The following is a 16,233-nucleotide window of genomic DNA, read 5'->3' as shown; positions in this document are numbered from 1 at the left end:
TTAAAAACCTTAACAGTAAAAAAAAAAAAAAACAGCTACAATAATAAGTAGCTGCTTTAATAATCAATCTAAATAATTAAGATTCTTAATTTTTATAACCTCTTCCAGGAGTGTAAGGTGCTCCAGACGCAATTAGTTTTTGTTCTAATTGTTTTATATCAACATTATAAACAGCTTCAACCTTAGTCTTGATTGCACCAATTTGCCTTTTAGCAATAGCAAAACTGTTTTTATGTGTTTCTGTAGGTGCAGATGTAGAATACTTTTGTTCGTAACTTATAATACCTATTCGATTTGCTGGTGATTGTGGTTGATCAACATCTAATCTCCTTTTCACAGAATCACCATAAAGCTCAATGTTTAAGGCTTGCAGTTTATCTTCAATGGCAAGAACAGAAGCCGTTAATGTTTCATACGATTGTTCAGAACGTTTAATAGCCGCCTTAATATAACGCAACTTATTATTTGTCTCGTCCATAATGGTTTGTGCTGCTGCATAATCAGCTTCAAGTTGTGCTACTTCTTTCTGAAAAGCTACTTTGGCAGCTCTATCATCAGCAGGCATCACTGTGTTTTTCAATGCTTTTACTGAAAATGATTTTGGTCCAACTAAAGACGTCATTTTTCCATCACTAAACATATCCATTTGAACCGTATAAGTTCCTGGCTCCACTAAAGTACCTTCATCAATTGCTGCCCAAGGATTATAAAACGAAGGTGTACTTAAATCTATAGGATTTGGAAGCGTATATCTTAAATCCCAATGAAAACGTTGAACGCCTTCTTTTGGCGCTTTAAATTCCTTTTTAACAACGGTACCAGCACTATTTTTTATAGTAAACACAAGTTGAGCATCGGCCTCATCTCCTTCTGCTTTTAATTCATTATAGTTTGGATATGGTGTATCTTTTTCACCTTTTATAAGCTCCTTTTCTTTTTCTGAACGTTTTTCTTTTAAAGATTTAAAAGTTTCGTTATAGTAATAGGTAATCATTGCTTCAGGACCTAAGTTTTCGGCTGTAAAAAAGTTATCACCTTGAAATGATTTTCCTGGTAATCCTAAAGGCGAACTACGTTCCCAACTAAGCGCTTCACGAATAGGAAATAAAATAGCTTTTTCTGAAGGCTTACTATTTTCAATTGTGCGTAATGCAGAATAATCATCAAGCACATAAAAACCTCTTCCAAATGTTCCTAAAACCAAATCACTTTCTCGTTCTTGAATCGTAATATCTCTAACTGCTATTGTTGGCAATCCAGCAGATAATTCTTTCCAACGTTGTCCTTGATTTGGTGAGAAGAACGCACCATATTCGGTTCCACAGAAAATTAAATTTTTGTCCACATGATCTTCCTCAATGGCATACACACTTCCTTTTGGCAGGTTAGAACTTATGCTTGTCCATGTCATACCTTTATCTGAAGATTTAAACACATAAGGTTTAAAATCGCCATATTTATGATGATTAAAAGCAACATAAATAACATTTACGTCATGCTTAGACAGGTAAACCGAATTTACATATGATAGATTTGGAGCTCCTGCTATATTAGATATTTTGCGCCAAGAACTCCCTCCGTTTTCTGAAATATGAACCAGTCCATCATCAGTTCCAACGGCTAATAAGTTTTCGTCAATTGGAGATTCTGATAACGATACAACAGCTCCAAATAAAGAAGTTGATCCATTTTTAGCAACAGCATCAATACTCACTACTCGATCATATACTTTTAAAGTATTTCGATTAATTTGTTTTGATAAATCCTCACTAATCACGTTCCAACTGTTTCCATAATCATCAGAACGAAATACTTTATTACCTGCAAAATATAATCGTCCAGATTTGTGTTTACTCACCGCTAAAGGCGAATCCCAGTTAAAGCGATACGCATCTTCCCCATCGCGTTCAGCAGGTTGAATACCTACAATTTCTCCACTTAATTTATCAAAACGAACTAAGTACCCATTTTGAGACTGCGCATATACAATATTAGGATTTTCAGGATCTATTTGTGATTCGAAACCATCTCCTCCATTGGTAATAAACCAATCGAAATTAGTAATTCCGTGATTAGTTAAGACTCTTGACGGTCCACCAATACTAAAATTATCTTGAGTTCCTCCGTAAACATTGTAAAACGGATAATCATTATCTACTGCAACTTTATAAAACTGAGTAACAGGAATATTTTCTTTAAAATCCCAAGTTTTAGCAGCATCAAATGTTTCATACATTCCGCCATCGCAACCTACTAACCAATGTTGATTATTATTAGGATTTATCCACATACAATGATTATCGACATGTTTGAAAACTTCACCAACACCATTAAAAGAACGACCACCATCATGACTTACAGACATCCAAGTATCCATTGAATATATTGTATTAGGATCTACTGGGTCTGCAATAATTTCTTGGTAGTAATTCCCACTCGTTCTATGAGAACTTCTTTTGTCCCATGAAGCACCTCTGTTAGTGGAAGCAAAAAAACCTCCTTTACCATCAGCAGCTTCTACAATAGCGTAAATAATTTCTGGATCAGCAGGCGAAATAGACAAGCCTATTCTACCTAATTCAACCGTTGGCAAACCTGACTGACTTTCAATCCAAGTTTTCCCACCATCTGTACTTTTATGAAGTCCAGAACCTGGTCCTCCTCCAACATAGGTATACACATGACGTCTTCTTTGAAATGTTGAAGCATACAACACATCAGGATTTGTTAAATCCATAACCACATCATTAACACCTGTATGTTCATCAACAGTTAAAACGGCTTCCCAATTATCTCCACCATCAGTAGTTTTATATAATCCACGTTCACCACCTTTGCTCCATAATGGACCAATTGCTGCAACGAATACAACGTCGGAATTATCTGGATGAACAATGATTTTTCCAATATGCTCAGACGTTTTTAAACCCATGTTTTTCCAAGTAGCTCCTCCATCAATAGATTTGTACACTCCATCACCATAGGATACAGAACGTTGGTTATTATTTTCACCAGTTCCAACCCAAATCACATTGGTATTATTGGGATCGATTGTAATGGCTCCAATTGAATACGAGCCTTCGTTATCAAAGATTGGAGTAAAAGTAACTCCAGAATTAACTGTTTTCCATACACCTCCAGCTGAAGCAGCAACATAATATTCGAAATGATTGTTAGGATTCACTGCTACATCTGATATTCGCCCTGAGGTTAAAGATGGACCAATATTACGCCATTTTAATCCGTCAATTTTAATTTCATCTAGAGGTTGTTTGTCTTCTTTCTTGGTTTTTTGTGCAACTACAGATTGCAAACAAAACAAAGCACAAAGCACAAAAATAAAGGTTGATTTTTTCATTTTTAGTATTAGTTTTAATAAGAATCTAAAGATAAGAAAGTAATTTGTTTTTAAAACTAAAAGTCAATCAATTACAAACAAAAAAGCAGCTTCAAAATGAAACTGCCTTTTTTATTACTTACATTATCTGTGTTACATTTTAACCTCCTCTGGTTTTTCGTAATTAAATAGATAATCAACATCCATTTCTTGTACTTTTCCTAACTTATTTAAAGCACTAAAGTCGATATCTTTTTTGTTTCCAATGACCATTACGTTATAACTTTCTCCACTAATATTAGTATTAAAGAAACTACGTAAATCATCCATAGTCATGTTTTTTATGGTATTGTACATTTCCTCTCTATTATCATTATCGATACCTAATTTCTTTAGACGCTCATAATTCCAAAACACACTAGATTTCGTAATACGCTGTGCAGCAATCTTTTTAAGCGTAGCTTCTTTAGCAGCATTAAATTGCTCTTCAGCTTCTGGCATATTAGTCATAAGTTCCATCATAGCTTCAACAGCCTGAGGCATTTTATTAGCCTGAGTTCCCATGTATGCCATTACGTAATTATTATCTTCTTTTTTACTTGCTGTACTGTAACTAGAAAACGCCGAATATGCTAATGATTTTGATTCTCTAATTTCCTGAAAAACAATAGATGATAACCCGCTACCAAAGTAGGTGTTAAATAAAGTTGAAGCAGCCATGTTTTCGGCTTTAAAAGGTTCACCTTTCGCTAAGAAAAGCATTTCAGATTGCACCATATCAAAATCAACAAAATAGACATTTCCACCTGTTTCTTTTTCTAGATAAGCCATTGCTTCTGGATACGCCTTCAAAGGTTCAACAACTTTATGATTTGTATTTAAAGCTGCAACTGCCGCATCGATATCTTTTCCAAAGTAAAACACACGTTGCTCAAAGTTTTTCATTCCTTTTATGATATCGACTAATTCCGAAGGATTCATAGCATTAAGCTCATTTGTTTGATAAATATTTCTCAAACGAGAATTATCACCATATTTCCCGTAATTCATTAATCCATTCCATAAGATATTTCCTTTTTGAGATTTACCATCTACTCTACCTTTTGTAATTGATTCAACATATTTGTCATAAGCTTCTTGATCAGGCACAGCGTTATTCCATAAATGCTCTAATAACTCCAACCCTTTAGGTAAATTTTCTTTCAAACCATTTAAACCAACATACGTAGTTTCTGCACCAGCACTCACGTAGTATTTAACTCCTAATTTGTAGAATTCTTTTTTCAGTTCTTCAGCAGAATATTTATCAGTACCCAAATACTCCATATAACCAGCAGCAAGTCCCAATTTCTTATCATTATCACTTCCCATATCAAAAATGATATTCATATCGAATAAATCATTTAATTCATTATCAATATAAGAAACTTTAATTCCATTATTCATCTTTGTTTCTTTGATTGCTTTCTTATAATCAACAAACTTTGGCTGTAAATCTGCAGATTTCAACTTATTGAAATCTTGCATATATTGAGAACTTTTATCTCTATTCACATTAACAGGTGTGATGCCTGGATTAGCAACTTTTACAATAGATTTATCTTCACCTTGACGCTTATACGTTACCACGTAGTTATCTTTGTAGAACCTATTAGCAAAATCAATGACCTCCTGTTTTGTTACCTTTTTTAAATCATCTAAAAATCCAGCTTTTCTAGACCAATCTTCATGATGAATAAATGCGTTATAATACATAGTAGCTAATGCTGTACTATTTTCATACTGCTGAGTTTGACTTAATTTTAAATCGTTTACAACGGCATCAATCATCCAATCTTCAAACTCACCTTTCTTAAGTTTTTCAATTTGCTCTAGTAATAGATCTTTAACTTCATCAAGCGTTTGACCTTCTTTTGGAGCTCCACTAAACGAATGATAACCATAATCATTTAAGAATGTTGGAGAACAACCAGCATATTGCACAGCTTGCTTTTGGTTTAGATTCAAATCAATTAAACCAGCATTACCATTAGCTAAAATCATATCTGCAACGGTCATTAACTTTTCTTCTTCGGTGTTAACACCTTGAGATCGAAATGCGATGGAAACACTTTCTGCTGTAGGCCCAAATACTTCATTAATTACTGGAGACGTAATTGGCTCTTCTTTTGGTAGAGTTGGGTGCACAACCTCTTTCTTTTCTAACTTGCCAAAAGTTTCATTAACTTTTTTGATTGTAGCATCAAAATCTAAATCACCAACTAAAACCATTGCCATATTGTTAGGCACATAATATTTATTGAAATAGTTATTGATATCAACCAAAGATGGGTTTTTTAAATGTTCAGCTATACCTATTGTACTTTGTTGACCATAAGGATGATTTGGGAATAAGCCTTTTAGCATTGCTGCATAACGCTTTCTACCATCATTATCCTGACCTCTATTAAACTCTTCAAATACAGCTTCCAATTCTGTATGAAATAAACGCAAAACTAATTCACCAAAACGTTCATGCTCTAAAGTCAACCATTTATCAAGTTCGTTGGCTGGTATTTTATTTTTGTAAATTGTTTCTTCAAACCATGTATGAGCATTAGTACCTGTAGCTCCGAGGGAACTTGTCATTTTATCATACTCATTTGCAACACTGTAATTTGAAGCTTCCAAAGAGACCTCATCAATTTTTTTATAAATCTCTAACTTTTTATCTGGATCAGTTTCTGCTCTATGTTGCTCATATAACTCTGAAATCTGATCTAAATACTCTTTTTCTTTTTCCCAATCAACGGTTCCAATTTTACTTGTTCCTTTAAATACCATATGCTCCAAATAATGAGCTAAACCTGTAGATTCTTTAGGGTCATAGTTAGAACCAGCTCTTACAGCAATATAGGTTTGGATTTTTGGCTCATCGCTATTTTTACTCATATACACCTTAAGACCATTATCTAGGGTATATAATCGCAAGCCTGTTGGGTCATTAGCTACAGTTTCATAAGAAAACCCATTAGCATCTTTTTGAGCCTCGACAGCGTAGGCTAAATCTTTGTTATTGTTTTCGGTTTTACAACTGTAAGCTATTGCTACAAAAGCAACCAAAGCAACTAATTTAATGTACTTCATGTTTGTGATATAGTGTTTGTTAGTTTAAAAAAAAATTCCGTTAGCTAAAATAAAGCTAACGGAATGATAACGTGATGTTTTTATATATATTTTAACAGTAGCTTAACTAATAACTTCAGCCACTTTTTTTCCTATTTCTGCAGGTGAATCTACAACATGAATTCCACATGATCTCATAATTGCTTTTTTAGCTTGAGCCGTATCATCACTACCACCTACAATTGCACCTGCATGACCCATAGTGCGACCAGCTGGAGCAGTTTCTCCTGCAATAAATCCAACAACTGGTTTTTTACTTCCACTGTTTTGGTACCATTTAGCAGCATCTGCTTCTAGTTGACCTCCAATTTCCCCAATCATTACTACACATTCTGTTTCTGGATCATTTATTAGCAATTCAACAGCTTCCTTCGTCGTAGTACCAATAATTGGATCACCACCTATACCAATAGCAGTAGTAATTCCTAGGCCTTGTTTCACAACTTGATCGGCAGCTTCATAAGTTAAAGTTCCAGATTTTGAAACGATACCTACTTTTCCTTTTTTGAATACAAATCCTGGCATAATACCAACTTTAGCTTCACCAGGTGTAATAACTCCTGGACAGTTAGGACCGATTAAGCGACACTCTCTTCCTTTTATATAATCTGAAGCTTTTATCATATCTGCAACTGGAATTCCTTCAGTAATTGTAATAATCACTTTAATTCCTGCATCTGCAGCTTCCATTATAGCGTCAGCAGCAAAAGCTGGTGGAACAAAAATAATAGTTGTATCAGCTCCAACCTTTTCTACAGCTTCTTGAACTGTATTAAAAACTGGTTTTTCTAGGTGTGTTTGACCTCCTTTACCTGGAGTAACACCACCTACTACGTTGGTACCATATTCAATCATTTGACCAGCATGAAAAGTTCCTTCACTACCCGTAAAACCTTGTACAATTATTTTTGAATCTTTATTAACTAAAACGCTCATTTGTGTTTGATTTATTTGTTGAATTTTAAATTGGTAATTCGCTTTGCAAAAATAAGTTTTTGATTATGATTTTTAAACCTTTTTAAACTTTTATTTCTGCAAATGAATTTAAACTATCAGAACTATTATCTGCTAACTGACTGATCTCAAATCCTCTGTACATTTTACCATCCTTAACATCCCAAATAGTTATGAAATGTGCCAACGCCTCCTCCTTTTCAGGACGCTCAATTGTGGTAGCATATATGGTATATCTAGACGTAATTGTATTATTATCCTGTAAAAGATGACTCACCCTAAACTTAAAGGAAAGATAGGATTTTTGAACACCTTCCAACATTTCTTTAATCCCAAGAAAGTTTAACTTTTTAAACCCTTTACTACTATTCCAATTAAGCTCACAATCTTCATGAAAATAGGCCATGATATTCTCATCTTTAGCTATATCAGATTCATAAAAACTTTTTACTACGTCTTTTGGATTCATTTTAATTTTTTTAATTCTTCTAAGATTCTTGGTATTTGTTTAATTGAAGCTAGACGCTTTAATTCTAATCGTGCTTCTTGAATTGGAGTTCCCCAATACACCTTGTCACCTTCAATAGATTTCGTAACACCAGCTTGAGCCTGCACTACTGCATTAGCTCCTATTGTTATTCCGCTAGCCGTACCAACTTGTCCCCAAATTGTAACATCATCTTCAATAACAACACAACCTGCAATTCCTGTTTGCGACGCAATTAAACATTTTTTACCAATAATGGTATCGTGACCAATTTGTATTTGGTTATCTAACTTTGAACCATCTCCAATGGTTGTATCTCCAGTAACACCTTTATCAATAGTACAACAAGCACCAATATCAACATGATCACCAATAACTACACGTCCGCCAGATAGCAATTGATCGTAACCTTCTGGACGCTTTTTATAATAAAATCCATTTGCACCTAAAACAGTGCCTGAATGAATGGTTACATTATGTCCAATTATAGTATCATCATAAATACTAACATTAGAATGTATGATACAATTGTTACCAATGACCACATTATTACCAACAAAAGCATTTGGTTGAATTACAGTGTTTTCTCCAATTTTAGCTGAAGGTGAAATGGATGTCGATGATGATTGAAACGGTTTAAAATATCTTGTCAGCTTATTGAAATCTCTAAATGGGTCATCACTAATTAATAATGCTTTCCCTTCAGGACAGTCTACTTCTTTATTAATAAGTACAATTGTAGCTGCAGATTGAAAGGCCTTATCGTAATACTTTGGGTGATCAACAAAAACAATATCTCCCGATTCTACAACATGTATTTCGTTCATTCCAAGCACAGGAAAATCAGATGCTCCAACATAACCTGCTGAAATAATTGCTGCAATATCTTTAAGGGTATACGGTTTTGGAAACTTCATTATTCTTTGATACGCTCTTTATAAGTACCCTTATCTGTTTCAATTTTTATCTTATCGCCTTCATTAATAAACAAAGGAACATTAACTTCAGCTCCAGTTTCTACTGTTGCAGGCTTAGTTGCGTTAGTTGCAGTATTACCTTTAACACCTGGCTCAGTTGCTGTAACTTCTAAAATTACAGTTGCAGGCATATCTACTGACAATGGCATATTATCTTCTGTATTGATAAGAATCGTAACCACCTCACCTTCTTTTAATAAGTCAGTTCTATCAATAGCCGCCTCAAGTAATCTAATTTGAGTATAATCCGCTTCATTCATGAAATGATAAAATTCTCCATCATTATATAGATATTGAAATTTATGAGTTTCAACACGAACATCTTCAATTTTATGGCCTGCAGAAAATGTATTATCCAGAACCTTACCAGTAGTAACACTCTTCATTTTTGTTCTCACAAAAGCAGGACCTTTACCTGGTTTAACATGAAGAAATTCTATAATTTTATAGATATCATTGTTGTATTTTATACACAATCCGTTTCTAATATCTGAAGTACTTGCCATAAATTTATTTTTTATACTTAACTAACAATGAGCTAGCTATAGCGTTTATTTAAACTATTAAATTAATTTGATTTAAAATAACCTTTCATGATTCCTCGATGAGAATTCTTTATAAATTGAAGAATCTCATCACGTTCAGTCGTGGCTTCTTTTTCAGCCTCTATTAAATCTGAAGCTTGGGTATTATTATAATTTTTTTGATAAAGAATTCTATATATATCTTGAATCTCTCTAATTTTTTCAGTAGAAAATCCGCGACGACGAAGTCCCACAGAATTTATTCCTACATAAGATAAGGGTTCGCGTCCTGCTTTGACAAATGGTGGAACATCTTTTCTTACCAAAGAACCACCAGTTACAAAGGCATGGTTTCCTATTGAGCAAAACTGATGCACCGCAGTCATACCTGCTAAAACAACAAAATCGCCTACATTAATATGACCAGCTAATGTGCTATTATTAGAAAAAATACAATTATCACCAACAATACAATCGTGAGCTATATGACAATAAGCCATTATTAAACAATTATCACCAATGACAGTTTTCATTCTGTCTGTAGTCCCTCTGTTTATTGTTACACATTCTCTAATCGTCACATTGTCGCCAATTATTGTTAACGTGTCCTCATCATTATATTTCAAATCTTGAGGAACCGCTGAAATTACAGAACCAGGAAAAATGTTGCAATTTTTCCCAATGCGAGCGCCTTCCATAATGGTAACGTTACTTCCAATCCAAGTACCTTCTCCAATAGTAACATTACTATATATGGTTGTAAAAGGTTCGATGACTACATTCTTAGCTATTTTAGCTCCAGGATGTACGTATGCTAAAGGTTGGTTCATTTTATATTATTTTATTAAAGCGGTAAAACTGTGCTCGCTTTTATTTTACTTTTGAAATTTGTGCCATTAATTCTGCTTCTGCGCAGAGTTTTCCATTGGCATAAGCATAGCCTTGCATATGACAAATTCCTCTTCTAATAGGCGTAATTAAGTTACATTTAAATATAAGTGTATCTCCAGGCACAACTTTTTGTTTGAATTTAACTTTATCTATTTTCATAAAGAATGTCAAGTAGTTTTCAGGATCAGGTACTGTACTCAGCACTAAAATTCCTCCTGTTTGTGCCATAGCTTCAACAATAAGTACTCCAGGCATTACAGGAGCTCCTGGAAAATGACCTTTAAAAAACTCTTCGTTCATCGTTACGTTTTTCATTCCGATAACATGAGATTCTGAAAGCTCAAAGACCTTATCTAATAACAAGAATGGTTGTCTGTGTGGTAACATATCCATAATTTGAATAATATCCATTAATGGTTCTTGATTCAAATCTATTTGTGGAACGTTATTACGACGTTCATTTTTTATAATCTTAGATATTTTCTTTGCAAACTGTGTATTGATATAATGTCCAGGTTTATTTGCAATAACTTTTCCTTTTATTCTAGTACCTACAAGCGCTAAATCTCCAACTACATCTAATAATTTATGTCGAGCTGCTTCGTTTGGATGATGAAGTGTAAGGTTATCTAAAATACCGTTTGGCTTAATAGATATAGAGTCTTTTTTGAATGCTATTTTAAGTTTTTCCATGGTATCAGCAGATAATTCCTTATCTACATATACAATAGCATTGTTTAAATCGCCACCTTTTATTAATCCATTTTCTAATAAAGTTTCAAGTTCATGCAAGAAACTAAATGTTCTTGAATCTGAAATATCTTGTTTAAAATCAGATATATGATTAAGTGTTGCATTTTGTGTGCCTAAGACTTTAGTCCCAAAATCGACCATTGTAGTCACTTGATATTCTTTAGCTGGCATAACTATTATTTCGCTACCAGATTCTTCATCAGAATAGGATATCACATCGGTTACGACATATTCTTCTCTAAAATCATCTTGATCTGCAATGCCTGCTTTTTCAAGAGCTTCAACAAAAAACTTTGAAGAACCATCCATAATTGGAGGCTCTGAAGCGTTTAATTCAATAATAGCATTATCAATATCTAAACCAACTAATGCAGCCAAAACATGCTCAGAAGTTTGAATCGTTACACCATTCTTTTCCAAACAGGTACCACGTTGCGTATTCGTTACATAATTTGCATCAGCTTCAATAACTGGAGAACCTTCAAGATCAACTCTTTTAAATGAAAACCCGTTATTTGTTGGTGCAGGACAAAACGTAAGCGTTACATCTTTACCCGTATGTAATCCAACTCCTGTAAGAGAAATTTCTCTTTCTATTGTTCTTTGTTTAACGTCTGTTTTAATTATTGCCATCTACTTTCTTTTCTAAATCATTAATCGTTTTCACAATCTTAGGTAAATTTTTAAAATATACATAGGATTTATTCCAATCTCCATAATTAAACGATGGAGAACCTTGCAGTACTTCATTGTCTTTAACATGACGACCTATTCCTGATTGTGCTTGAACTTTAACATTATTTCCAATAGTGATATGTCCAGCGATTCCAACCTGTCCACCAATAAGACAATTCTCCCCAATTTTTGAAGAACCCGCAATTCCAGTTTGAGCTGCAATAACCGTGTTTTTACCAATTTCTACATTATGGGCTATCTGAATTTGATTATCCAACTTCACACCTCTTCTTATTATTGTAGAACCTAATGTTGCTCTATCTATTGTAGTAGCTGCTCCTATATCTACATAATCTTCAATAATAACATTCCCCGTTTGAGGAACTTTACTATATTCTCCTTTTTCATCTGGCACAAAACCAAAACCATCTGCTCCTATTATCACACCTGAATTTATTACACAATGGTTACCTATAACAGTTTCAGAATAAATTTTAGCACCCGAGAAGATTATGGTATTATCACCAAGGGTAACATTATCTCCTATATAGGTGTTTGGAAAAATCTTAACATTATTTCCAATGTGAACGTTATCACCTATATAACTAAACGCTCCAACATAAATATCGCTTCCTAAGTTAGCTGATTCTGATATAAACGATGGCTGTTCAATACCATGCTTATTAAGTTTTACTTGATTATAGTATTCTAAAAGTTTAGAAAACGATTTATAAGCATCATCCACTTTTATTAGTGTGGTACTTATCTCCTGTTCTGGTTGAAATGTTTTATTTACAATAGTTATAGAAGCCTTTGTAGAATAAATGTATGATGTATACTTAGGATTAGACAGAAAGGTTAAAGAGCCTTCTGTACCTTCTTCTATTTTTGAAAGCTTAGAAACTTCAACATCAGGATTACCTATAATGTCTCCTTCTAAGATTCCAGCTATTTGTTCTGCTGTAAACTTCATTCTCGCAAAAATAGAAAAAATGTATCACATATTTATAGTAGATTATCAGTAGTTTATGTATCAGCTGGTAATTCTCTTTAAGTCTTTGGAAAGCAGATATAATATTTTGTTACAGGTTTAGACAACGCTTTAATGTTAAACTGGTCTGAAGCCTTAGTTATGTCAACTACTTTACCAGATTTCTGAAGAATCTTAATGGCTTGCATTTTAGATTGATAAGCTTGATTTGATATGCTATCTATAAATACAAAATATTGAGCCTCATCTTTTGAAATGTTATGTTTTTCAATTAAATCAGTGAGATGAGTCTCTAATAGCTTAGGCTTTATTGGCTTATTTTTTAATTTTATTTTTAGCAGATTTCTATTAATTATCATTTCACACAAATTACTGAGCACAAAATCATCGTGATATTGCCATTCTTTCATTGCAGAAACAATATCGGTATCGTCAAGTTTTGAGAAAGTTTCTAATGTAGCATCATTAAAATTTTCAATAGACACTTCATTGGATAAAAAATAACGTAAGGCTTTACTTGATGGAAGTTCAATTCCAGAATTAGTCAATTCTTTTGCACGTTTCAGAACTCTAGTTAACAACTGTTCTGCAACTAATCCCGTTTTGTGAAGATAGACTTGCCAATACATAAAACGTCTTGCCACAAGGAATTTTTCAACACTATAAATACCTTTTTCTTCAACTACTAACCTATCATTTTCAACATTTAACATTGTAATTAAACGCTCACTATTAACATTACCTTCAGCCACTCCAGTATAAAAGCTATCCCGTTTTAAATAATCTGCTCGATCCATGTCTAACTGACTAGAAATTAACTCACATAAAAACGGACGTTCATAATCTCCTTTGAAGATTTTAATTGCAAGCGTTAAACTTCCGTTAAATTCTTTATTGAGTTTTTCCATAAATAACAATGAAATCTCTTCATGAGAGACTCCATTAACGATGCTATGTTCCATGGCATGAGAAAACGGCCCATGTCCAATATCATGTAATAAAATGGCAGAATATAATGCCTGTTCTTCCTCTTCAGAAATCGTAACGTCCTTAAAACGAAGCACATTAATCGCCTTTTGCATTAAATGCATACATCCAATGGCATGATGAAATCGGGTGTGATTTGCTCCAGGATAAACTAAATATGACAAACCCATTTGAGTGATACGACGTAATCGCTGAAAGTATTTGTGTTCAATTAAATCGAAAATTTGCGAACTCGGAATAGTAATAAATCCGTAAATTGGATCGTTAAAGATTTTAAGTTTGTTACTTGCCATCAAACATTAAAGTTTACATTAATATTAAACAAATATACATGAACACTATAAATATTCTTTGGGTTGACGATGAAATCGATCTTTTAAAACCTCACATTCTTTTTTTAGAACAAAAACAGTATAACGTAACCACTTGTCAAAGTGGTACTGAAGCTCTAGAAATTATAGATGACACTAATTTTGATATTGTTTTTTTAGACGAAAACATGCCAGGTTTAACAGGATTAGAAACGCTAAATGAGATTAAAGAAAGGCGTGCAAATCTTCCAGTAGTGATGATTACTAAGAGTGAGGAAGAATATATTATGGAAGAAGCTATTGGTAATAAAATTGCTGATTACCTTATAAAGCCTGTAAATCCGAATCAGATTTTATTGAGTTTAAAGAAGAATTTAGATCATTCAAGACTCGTATCTGAAAAAACTACGTCTAATTATCAACAAGAGTTTAGAAAAATAGCTATGGATTTATCTATGGTTAATACCTTTGAAGAATGGAGTGATCTTTATCAAAAATTAGTGTATTGGGAATTAAGGCTTGAAGACATTGAAGATGTTGGTATGACAGAAATTCTGGAATCTCAGAAAAATGAAGCTAATCATCAATTCGGAAGATTTATTGAAAAAAACTACGAAGATTGGTTTGACCATAAAAGTGATGCACCTACTCTATCTCATACGTTGTTTAAAGATAAAGTTGTACCAGAATTAAGTGACAATCAACCAACACTTTTGATAGTCATAGATAATTTGCGTTATGACCAATGGAAAGCTTTTGAACCTATAGTAAATAATTACTATAAGAAAGTGTCTGAAGTTCCTTTTTATAGCATTTTACCAACTGCGACTCAATACGCAAGAAATGCCATTTTTTCAGGTTTAATGCCTAGTGATATGGAACGTCTTCATCCAAAACTCTGGAAAAACGACACAGACGAAGGTGGAAAAAATCTTTTCGAAAATGAATTTTTACAAGGACAATTAAAGCGTTTAGGGCTTCAGAATTTAAAAACCGAATACCATAAAATCACTAATCTCAGAGCTGGAAAAAAATTAGTTGAAAATTTCAAAACACTAAAAGACAATGATCTTTCTGTGATTGTATACAATTTTGTAGATATGCTATCACATTCTAAAACTGAAATGGATGTTGTAAAAGAATTGGCTTCAAATGACAAGGCTTATCGTTCTTTAACAGTAAGTTGGTTTAAAAATTCGCCATTGCTTGAAATGATTCAGCAGGCACAACAATTAGGTTTCAAATTAATTTTAACTACAGACCACGGAACCATTAATGTTAAGAATCCGTCAAAAGTTATTGGAGATCGTGATACTAGTCTGAATTTACGTTATAAGACTGGACGAAGTTTAACGTATGAAGATAAAGAAGTTTTAGCGGTTAAAGATCCTAAAAGCATTTGTTTACCAAGTATTACTATGAGTAGTTCATTCATTTTTGCTAAGAGCGATTATTTTTTAGCCTACCCAAATAATTACAATCATTATGTAGGTTATTATAGAAATACATACCAACATGGAGGTGTCTCTCTAGAAGAAATGATCATTCCTTTTGTGGTCATGAATCCGAAGTAAAAAATCTGTGTAATGCAGAAAAATCCGTTGAAATACACTTTTTTCTAGTTTTTCTCGAAATTTATACGTATCATTGCCTATGAATTTTACTTAAAGTATGCTTTGAGTTTTAAAATTTAGTACGTTAACCGTGGAAATAAACTATAACATAAACGAACTAGAGTCGGTAGCCACAAGGCTTTTAGAACAAATCAATTCAAAAATTGTATTGTTTCATGGCACTATGGGAGTTGGTAAAACAACCCTTATAAAAGCAATGGTTAAAGCTATGGGAAGCTCTGACGATGTTACTAGTCCGACATATTCTATAGTTAATGAATACGAGTCTTCAACAGGTTCTATTTTTCATTTTGATATGTATCGTATATCTGATGAAATGGAAGCTTTAAATTTTGGTTTTGAAGACTATTTAAATTCAGATACAAATTGGTTGTTTATAGAATGGCCAGAAAACGTATCAAACTTACTCCCTGAAGGTGTAAGTAAGATTACGATAATAGAAAAAGATAAGATCTCAAGAACCCTCAAATTGAGCCAAAACGAATTATTAACCCAAAAACCTGCTTATGAGCGTTGCAAAATGCAACAATAAATAGACACCTTTACA

At 33.3% G+C, this 16,233-nt stretch carries 12 protein-coding genes; 2 read left to right on the top strand and 10 right to left on the bottom strand.

Features of this window, described 5'->3' with window-relative positions; all coding sequences use genetic code 11:
- Window positions 1-85: 85 nt before the first annotated feature.
- The 10 genes from VOI25_RS09730 to VOI25_RS09685 form a co-directional block, all read right to left on the bottom strand.
- On the bottom strand, window positions 86-3,358 hold the full coding sequence (locus VOI25_RS09730; protein WP_323788875.1) for a glycosyl hydrolase: 3,273 nt from the start codon (window positions 3,356-3,358) through the stop codon (window positions 86-88).
- A 132-nt stretch (window positions 3,359-3,490) separates the two neighbouring features.
- On the bottom strand, window positions 3,491-6,463 hold the full coding sequence (locus tag VOI25_RS09725; protein WP_323788874.1) for a M16 family metallopeptidase: 2,973 nt from the start codon (window positions 6,461-6,463) through the stop codon (window positions 3,491-3,493).
- A 102-nt stretch (window positions 6,464-6,565) separates the two neighbouring features.
- Window positions 6,566-7,438, bottom strand: a complete 873-nt coding sequence (sucD, locus tag VOI25_RS09720) for a succinate--CoA ligase subunit alpha (protein WP_323788873.1) — start codon at window positions 7,436-7,438, stop codon at window positions 6,566-6,568.
- 82 nt (window positions 7,439-7,520) lie between these two features.
- A complete protein-coding gene (locus tag VOI25_RS09715; protein ID WP_323788872.1) occupies window positions 7,521-7,925 on the bottom strand; it encodes a nuclear transport factor 2 family protein in 405 nt (134 codons plus the stop codon).
- The gene (locus VOI25_RS09710; protein ID WP_323788871.1) at window positions 7,922-8,860 is read right to left on the bottom strand and encodes a UDP-3-O-(3-hydroxymyristoyl)glucosamine N-acyltransferase; all 939 of its coding nucleotides are present in this window, start codon (window positions 8,858-8,860) and stop codon (window positions 7,922-7,924) included. The genes VOI25_RS09715 and VOI25_RS09710 overlap by 4 nt, the downstream gene beginning before the upstream one ends.
- A complete protein-coding gene (gene efp, locus VOI25_RS09705; RefSeq protein WP_323788870.1) occupies window positions 8,860-9,426 on the bottom strand; it encodes an elongation factor P in 567 nt (188 codons plus the stop codon). Before efp ends, VOI25_RS09710 begins: the two co-directional genes overlap by 1 nt.
- 62 nt (window positions 9,427-9,488) lie before the next feature.
- Window positions 9,489-10,274, bottom strand: a complete 786-nt coding sequence (gene lpxA, locus VOI25_RS09700; RefSeq protein ID WP_323788869.1) for an acyl-ACP--UDP-N-acetylglucosamine O-acyltransferase — start codon at window positions 10,272-10,274, stop codon at window positions 9,489-9,491.
- A gap of 40 nt (window positions 10,275-10,314) precedes the next feature.
- Window positions 10,315-11,721 (bottom strand): bifunctional UDP-3-O-[3-hydroxymyristoyl] N-acetylglucosamine deacetylase/3-hydroxyacyl-ACP dehydratase, encoded by a 1,407-nt coding sequence (locus VOI25_RS09695; RefSeq protein WP_323788868.1) that lies wholly within the window; start codon window positions 11,719-11,721, stop codon window positions 10,315-10,317.
- Window positions 11,708-12,736 (bottom strand): UDP-3-O-(3-hydroxymyristoyl)glucosamine N-acyltransferase, encoded by a 1,029-nt coding sequence (gene lpxD, locus VOI25_RS09690; RefSeq protein ID WP_323788867.1) that lies wholly within the window; start codon window positions 12,734-12,736, stop codon window positions 11,708-11,710. Before lpxD ends, VOI25_RS09695 begins: the two co-directional genes overlap by 14 nt.
- Window positions 12,737-12,813: 77 nt before the next feature.
- Complete coding sequence (locus VOI25_RS09685) at window positions 12,814-14,037, bottom strand: HD domain-containing protein (protein WP_323788866.1); 1,224 nt, start codon at window positions 14,035-14,037, stop codon at window positions 12,814-12,816.
- 35 nt (window positions 14,038-14,072) lie between these two features.
- Here VOI25_RS09685 and VOI25_RS09680 point away from each other — a divergent pair, with 35 nt between their 5' ends.
- Together VOI25_RS09680 and tsaE are read left to right on the top strand one after the other, a co-directional pair.
- On the top strand, window positions 14,073-15,626 hold the full coding sequence (locus tag VOI25_RS09680; protein ID WP_323788865.1) for a bifunctional response regulator/alkaline phosphatase family protein: 1,554 nt from the start codon (window positions 14,073-14,075) through the stop codon (window positions 15,624-15,626).
- 130 nt (window positions 15,627-15,756) lie between these two features.
- On the top strand, window positions 15,757-16,218 hold the full coding sequence (gene tsaE, locus VOI25_RS09675) for a tRNA (adenosine(37)-N6)-threonylcarbamoyltransferase complex ATPase subunit type 1 TsaE (RefSeq protein ID WP_323788864.1): 462 nt from the start codon (window positions 15,757-15,759) through the stop codon (window positions 16,216-16,218).
- Window positions 16,219-16,233: the final 15 nt, after the last annotated feature.

Source organism: Psychroserpens sp., assembly GCF_034670085.1.
Lineage (GTDB): Bacteria > Bacteroidota > Bacteroidia > Flavobacteriales > Flavobacteriaceae > Psychroserpens.
This window is presented reverse-complemented; position numbering and strand designations above follow the sequence as displayed.

What these genes read in the sequence shown, in the direction of transcription:
- VOI25_RS09730 (WP_323788875.1), bottom strand. Translation starts at nt 3,358, where the DNA reads ATGAAAAAATCAACCTTTATTTTTGTGCTTTGTGCTTTGTTTTGTTTG.
- VOI25_RS09725 (WP_323788874.1), bottom strand. Translation starts at nt 6,463, where the DNA reads ATGAAGTACATTAAATTAGTTGCTTTGGTTGCTTTTGTAGCAATAGCT.
- sucD (WP_323788873.1), bottom strand. Translation starts at nt 7,438, where the DNA reads ATGAGCGTTTTAGTTAATAAAGATTCAAAAATAATTGTACAAGGTTTT.
- VOI25_RS09715 (WP_323788872.1), bottom strand. Translation starts at nt 7,925, where the DNA reads ATGAATCCAAAAGACGTAGTAAAAAGTTTTTATGAATCTGATATAGCT.
- VOI25_RS09710 (WP_323788871.1), bottom strand. Translation starts at nt 8,860, where the DNA reads ATGAAGTTTCCAAAACCGTATACCCTTAAAGATATTGCAGCAATTATT.
- efp (WP_323788870.1), bottom strand. Translation starts at nt 9,426, where the DNA reads ATGGCAAGTACTTCAGATATTAGAAACGGATTGTGTATAAAATACAAC.
- lpxA (WP_323788869.1), bottom strand. Translation starts at nt 10,274, where the DNA reads ATGAACCAACCTTTAGCATACGTACATCCTGGAGCTAAAATAGCTAAG.
- VOI25_RS09695 (WP_323788868.1), bottom strand. Translation starts at nt 11,721, where the DNA reads ATGGCAATAATTAAAACAGACGTTAAACAAAGAACAATAGAAAGAGAA.
- lpxD (WP_323788867.1), bottom strand. Translation starts at nt 12,736, where the DNA reads ATGAAGTTTACAGCAGAACAAATAGCTGGAATCTTAGAAGGAGACATT.
- VOI25_RS09680 (WP_323788865.1), top strand. Translation starts at nt 14,073, where the DNA reads ATGAACACTATAAATATTCTTTGGGTTGACGATGAAATCGATCTTTTA.